Origin of the sequence: Streptomyces sp. UH6 (assembly GCF_013421635.1) — a bacterium.
Taxonomy (GTDB): domain Bacteria; phylum Actinomycetota; class Actinomycetes; order Streptomycetales; family Streptomycetaceae; genus Streptomyces; species Streptomyces abyssomicinicus.
The window spans coordinates 1-6,254 of the sequence record NZ_JACADT010000284.1 but is presented as its reverse complement, the minus strand read 5'-3'; the positions used below and the strand labels follow the sequence as shown (position 1 = coordinate 6,254).

5 protein-coding genes are annotated in these 6,254 nt (G+C 71.7%); all 5 read right to left on the bottom strand.

What is annotated here, in order from left to right:
- Positions 1–1,116, bottom strand: a 1,116-nt coding sequence (locus tag HW445_RS15475) for an MFS transporter (RefSeq protein WP_180221601.1), incomplete at its 3' end; no start/stop codon positions are given.
- A 154-nt stretch (positions 1,117–1,270) separates the two neighbouring features.
- The gene (locus tag HW445_RS34265) at positions 1,271–2,458 is read right to left on the bottom strand and encodes a peptidoglycan DD-metalloendopeptidase family protein (RefSeq protein WP_218957018.1); all 1,188 of its coding nucleotides are present in this window, start codon (positions 2,456–2,458) and stop codon (positions 1,271–1,273) included.
- Positions 2,459–2,664: 206 nt separating this feature from the next.
- Positions 2,665–2,874 carry a YbdD/YjiX family protein gene (locus tag HW445_RS15465; protein WP_180221600.1) on the bottom strand — a complete coding sequence of 70 codons (210 nt, stop codon included), beginning with the start codon at positions 2,872–2,874 and terminating at the stop codon, positions 2,665–2,667.
- Complete coding sequence (locus tag HW445_RS15460; protein ID WP_180221599.1) at positions 2,874–5,006, bottom strand: carbon starvation CstA family protein; 2,133 nt, start codon at positions 5,004–5,006, stop codon at positions 2,874–2,876. Before HW445_RS15460 ends, HW445_RS15465 begins: the two co-directional genes overlap by 1 nt.
- Positions 5,007–5,217: 211 nt before the next feature.
- Positions 5,218–6,114, bottom strand: a complete 897-nt coding sequence (locus tag HW445_RS15455) for an endonuclease/exonuclease/phosphatase family protein (protein WP_374939656.1) — start codon at positions 6,112–6,114, stop codon at positions 5,218–5,220.
- Between the last annotated feature and the right edge of the window lie 140 nt (positions 6,115–6,254).

The window sequence follows — 6,254 nt, the reverse complement described above, 5'->3', positions numbered from 1 at the left end:
GCGGTGGTCCACGAGCGCGAGCAGGCCGGCTCCGGCGGCCAGTGCGACGGCGTTGGGGGCGAAGAGGAGGGTGTTGGCGGTGGCCGCGACCCGGCCCAGGAGATCGTCCGGGGTCTCGCGCTGAACGGCCGTCATGGCCGCGATCAGCACGCAGGGCAGCCCCGCGCCGATCAGCACGCCGGCGAACAGGACGACCGGGAGCGAGGGGACGACGCGCAGGGCGACGCCCACCGCGAACAGCATGATCCCGGCCGCGGCGAAGACCCGTTCGGGCATCCGCCGCAGCAGAGCGCCGGCGAACAGCCCGACGACCACCGAGCCGATGCCCTGCACGGCGTAGAGGACCCCCGCGTAGGCGGGCGGACGGTGGAGACCGGCGTCGACCACGGCGTAGACCGACGCCCCGTTCACCCCGGCCATGCCCATGGTCACGGCCCCGGCCGGCACCAGGCGCCACAGAACCGGGTGACGCCGCAGGAAGCGGATCCCCTCGGCGGTCCGGGCGCCCCGTCGTCGGGTCCCGGCCGGGCGGGCCGAGGGTTCGGACACGCGGACGAGGGCGAAGGCCAGGGCGGCGAGCACGAAGGTGGCCGCGTCCAGCAGGACCACCGCCGGGCCGCCGAACCGGACGAACAGGAGCGCGCCCAGGAGCGGGGCGACCAGTTTCATGCCCTCGTTCGCCGTCATGCGCAGGCCGTTGAAGTCGCCGCGCAGCTGCTCCGGTACGGCGGTGGCCACCAGTGCGGCTTCCGCCGCGTCCAGCAGCACCGTGCTGACGCCGTACACGGTCAGTACGGCGAACAGGATCCAGATCCGGTCGCCGGAGCGGACGGCGAGGAGCGGCAGCAGCACCGCGGCCATGCCGAGATTGGTCCAGATCAGCAACGGCCGCCGGCGCCCGAGGTCGGCCAGTGTGCCGATCAGGGGGCCGAGCAGCATGGGCGCCCATACGCAGAAGGTCGTCAGTGCGGCCAGACTGTCCGACCCGGTGAGCGACTTGGCCCACACGCCGGCCACCAGGGCCATGACCGAGCTGCCGAAGCCCGAGACCACCACACCGCTCAGGTACAGCACCACGTTGCGATGGCGTAGGACCCGCCCTCCGCCCCATCCCATGTCCCCACCCCTTCCGCCGCCGGGGCACCTCGTCCCCACCCCGCCCACCCTGCGTACGGAGAGCACGGTGCCCGCGTGTCCGTCCGTCCCTCCGCCCGGACGAGCCCGTCGGAGGCCCGTCGGCGGTGGCCGGCGGGCCTCCGCGGCCGGGGGATCAGCAGGTGCCGTTGACGGCCCCGTTGTAGCCGGTCCACAGGTACGCGTCGGAGATCCAGGTGCCGTCGCTCAGCCGGTTCCACAGCGAGCTGGTGCCGAAACGGCCCTGGTGCGTCGTGCCGTTGCGGGAGCAGGAGACGGTCACGGTCGTCCCGTCGGCCACCGAGCCGACCACCGCGTACCCGGTGCCCGGTCCGGACCGCTTGTTCACCGAACCGCCGCCGTTGGCGTCGACGATGCCCTGGGTCAGGCCCAGCGCGCCGTAGTTGTGGAGGGCGCCGCCGTTGTACCGGGTGGTGGAGCCGTGCATCGCGTACCCCTCGTACCAGCCGGTGGAGTAGAAGACCCAGCCGCCGATGCCGTGGTCGGCGATCGGTACGTAGGCGTTGTTCTGCCGCAGGCCGAAGTGGACGTGGCGGCCGCTGGCGGAGCCGCCGCAGGCCACGTTGGTGCCGGTGTTGCCGAGGAACGTGCCCTGGGAGACGCTGGTCCCGTTGGCGTTGACGTGCCCGGTGAGGTGGTAGTAGTCCGAGGCGTAACCCCGGTCGTGGATGACGCGGACGAAGCCCGAGCACATGGTGTAGGCGGCGCCCGCCCGGGTCGCCCGGACCGCCTGGTCGCCGCCGGCGAAGTCCACCGAGCTGTAGGGACCGCTGGCGCCGTCCCACTGGTGGGGGCCGCCGGTCATCGTCCAGGAGGCGCCGGTGGACCAGGGCAGGGCCATGCCGGTGCGGTAGTCCCCGCCCGCGAGGGGCCGGACGAAGTCGCCGGGGGAGAGGGGCTCGGCGGCCGCGGCGGTACCGGCGGAGGCGAAGATCCTCTTCTCCTCGGCCGTCACCACGGGCGAGTCGGCGGCGAGGTCCGCGAAGGCCGGTTCGCCGTCGAAGGCGACCGTCCAGCCATCGCCCTTCGCCCTGGCGACGAAGACGGCGCCGGTGGGAGCGGCGCCCTCCGTCTTCGGCGCGACGACGACGGCGGTCCCGAAGGCCCACCTGCCGCCCTTCTCCCGGGTGACCTTCACCCGGGTCTCGTCCGGGCCGGCGCCGCGGCCGGTGAGCGCGGTCTGCCCGAGGAGCTTGTCGGTCACGGCCGTGGTGACCGAGGTGCGGGGCGCGGCCTGGGCGGTCGCGGGTAAGGCGAGAACGGCCGGGGCGAGCGCGAGGACGGCGGTCAGGATCGCTGCCACACGTCTGTGGTGGGACACGACATCTCTCCCTGCGTCAGGGGTGGGGGTGGTGCGCCCGAAGGGGCTCACCGAGGGTAAGGAGGCGGAGCCCCGCCGTCCAGAGGCCCCACGTCACCCCAGGCGTGCGGAGAGAGGCCGGGCGCTCCGGAGAACGCGAAGGCCCGCCGCACCGAAGTGCGGCGGGCCTCGACGCGTCGCGGAGGCGGTCAGCAGCAGCCGCCGCCCTCACGGGGATCGGCGTCACGCCGGTCCACGCGCCGGTTCTCGAACTCCCGCCGGGTGAGCACCCGCACCCCCGGGTCGTGCGAGCGGGCGTGGGCCACGTAGCGGTCGTACGCGTGCTCACCGTTCAGCTCGCGCAGCAGCCACCACGCGCGGGCGCCCACCTCCCGCAGCCGGGTCAGCGCGGGGGTCATCACTCGGCTCCGGCGCCGACCAGCTCCTTCTCCTCCGTCTGCGGCTTGCGCAGGGAGAAGGCGGGAACCTCGAGCTCGGACTTGACGTACGGGTCCTCCTGGAGCGGCAGCTTGCTCTTCCCGCGCAGGTGGGCCACCGACACGCACAGGCAGGAGAAGAAGACCACCAGGGTCAGGCCCGCGAAGACCGCCATCAGGGTGCCGGTCACTGTGGAGTTGGTGATGACCGTCGACATGTCGTCGAGGGTCTTCGCCGGGGCGAGGACCTTGCCGGCCTCCAGGGCGTCCGCGTAGGTGGAGCGCTGGGCCCAGAAGCCGATCTTCGGGTTGTCGGAGAACAGCTTCTGGTAGCTGGCGGTCATGGTCACGGCCAGCGCCCAGGCGAGCGGCAGGGCGGTGACCCACGCCCACTTCAGCCGGCCCGACTTGATCAGCAGCGTCGTGGAGATGGTCAGCGCGATCGAGGCGAGCAGCTGGTTGGCGATGCCGAACAGGGGGTAGAGCTGGTTGATGCCGCCCAGCGGGTCACTGACGCCGACCCACAGGAAGTAGCCCCAGCACAGGACGACCACCGCGGAGCAGATCCAGATGGCGGGCTTCCAGTCCTTGTCGCGGAAGCGCGGGACCACGTTGCCGATGGTGTCCTGGAGCATGAAGCGGCCCACCCGGGTCGCGGCGTCCACCGCGGTCAGGATGAAGAGCGCCTCGAACATCAGGGCGAAGTGGTACCAGAACGACATCATGCCGGTGGAGCCGAAGGCCTTGGCGAGGATCATCGACATGCCGACGGCCAGCGTCGGCGCGCCACCGGTACGGGCGATCAGGCTCTCCTCGCCGACCTGGTCGGCGGCGGACTGCAGCGCCTCGGGGCTGATGGTGAAGCCGAAGCCGGCCACCGCCTGCGAGGCGGACTGCACGGTGTCGCCCAGCACGCCGGCCGGAGCGTTCATCGCGTAGTACAGGCCCGGGTCCAGGACGCAGGCGCAGATCAGAGCCATGATCGCGACGAAGGACTCCATCAGCATCGAGCCGTAGCCGATGCCCGCGATCTGGCTCTCCTTCTGGATCATCTTCGGCGTGGTGCCGGCCGAGATCAGGGAGTGGAAGCCGGACAGGGCGCCACAGGCGATGGTGATGAAGGCGAACGGGAACAGCGAGCCGGCGAAGACCGGGCCGGTGCCGCTGCTCGCGAACTCGGAGACGGCCGGGACGTTGACGTCCGGGTTGGCGACCAGCACACCCACGGCGAGCAGCACGATGGTGCCGATCTTCATGAAGGTGGACAGGTAGTCGCGCGGCGCCAGCAGCATCCACACCGGCAGCACGGCGGCCACGAAGCCGTAGACGACCAGGCAGATCACCAGGGTCTTCGGGCTCAGGACGAAGGCGTCCGCGAAGGAGGACTCGGAGACCCAGCGGCCGCCCATGATGGCGGCCAGCAGCAGCACCACACCGATCAGGCTGACCTCGGTGACCTTGCCGGGGCGCAGGAACCGCAGGTAGCCGCCCATGAAGAGGGCGATCGGGATGGTCATGCCGATGGAGAAGGTGCCCCACGCGGAGTGGGCGAGCGCCTGCACGACGACCAGCGCCAGCACGGCCAGGATGATGATCATGATCGCGAAGACCGCGATCAGCGCGGCGATGCCGCCGATCCGCCCGATCTCGTCACGGGCCATCTGGCCGAGCGACTTGCCGTTGCGGCGGGTCGAGAAGAAGAGCACGACCATGTCCTGGACGGCGCCCGCGAAGATCACGCCGACGATGATCCAGATGGTGCCGGGGAGGTAGCCCATCTGGGCCGCCAGGACCGGTCCCACCAGCGGGCCGGCGCCCGCGATCGCGGCGAAGTGGTGGCCGAAGAGGACCCTCTTGTCGGTCGGGTGGTAGTCCACGCCGTCGTTGTGCCGCTCCGCCGGGGTCGCGCGCGTGTCGTCGACGCGGAGGACCCTGCGGGCGATGAACCGGGCGTAGAAACGCTGGGCGATCAGGTAGGAACCGACCGCCGCGGCGACGATCCAGGTGGCCGATATCTTCTCACCGCGAGCGAGTGCGATGGCTACCCAACCGGCGGCGCCGATGGCTGCCACCAGCAGCCAAACGGCGATGCTGCGGGGATTGGTGCGGGACACGTCGTCGTGCCTTTCGTTGCAGTGAATCGATGGCGCTTCGCTGATGCTAACGGCAGTAACGCGCACCTCATCAGCGGTGTTGTCTATCTCACTTCCTTGATCGGAACTAAATGCGGGTGGCCGGTCGCATCGGCGGCATCCGGCCACCCGGCAGGAAAGGGTGGTGTCGGCGTCCTCGAGATCTCCGGCGTGACCGGCGGAGTCCGCCAGGTCAGCGCCCCCGGCGGAGGGCGAGGTCCGCGACGACCGGACGGTGGTCCGAGGCGAGCGTCCCGGGCACGGTGACCCCCTTCACCTCGACCGCGCCCCGGGAGACGGTGACGTAGTCGATCCGGGTCCTCGGGTTCAGCGCCGGGTACGTCGGCACGTCCGCGCCCACCGCCGCCGACGCGTCGGTCAGGTGCTCCCACAGCGGGGCCAGCTCGGGCGCCGTGGCGACGGCGTTGAAGTCGCCGGTGAGGACCTGCCGTGGGCAGCGGCCGTGCCGGTCGCAGTCCTCGCGCAGGACGCGCAGCGTGTCGGCGACCTGGGCCGCCCGTACCGAGGGGTCCACCCGGTAGTCCAGGTGCGTGGTGTAGACGTGCACCGGCACGCCCTTCACACGGATCTCCACCTCGGGGAATCCGGGGGCGAGGGCGGGCACCGGCTCGGCGTCCTGGGTCGAGAGCCGGGTGATGTCGTGGTTCTCGGCCGCCAGGACGGGATACCGCGAGAGGATCGCCACCCCGTACTCACGCCGCGGGGCGTCCGCCGTGACCGGGTCCAGGCTGTATATCGGGGCGAAGAAGACCTCCATGCCGAGTCGCTCGCCCAGCTCCGTCGCCAGGTCGCGCCAGGCGCTCCGGGCGCCCCAGTGGACGTCGACCTCCTGGAGGCCGATCACGTCCGCGTCCATGGCCCGCAGCTCCTCGACCTGCCGGTCGAGGTCGAAGACGTTGTCCGTCCCCGCGCCCGCGTGGATGTTGTACGAGGCGACCCGCAGCGGCACGGTCGCCGCCCCGGCCGGCGGGTCCGCGTACGCGCCCGCCGGAGCGGCGCCGGGAAGCGTGAGCGCCCCCAGCAGTCCCGCAGTGAACAACAGTTGTGCCGTACGACGACGCCGCATCACGCAGCCCCCTCAAGTCCGTTGCGGATCTTGGCACTTGCGCGCAGTACGGTACCGGCGCCGGGGGCCCGGCGGAACGCCGCCGCGCCCGGAGGTGACGGGGCGTCGGCCCCGGGCGCGTCGTGCGGGGGAGGAGCCGGACG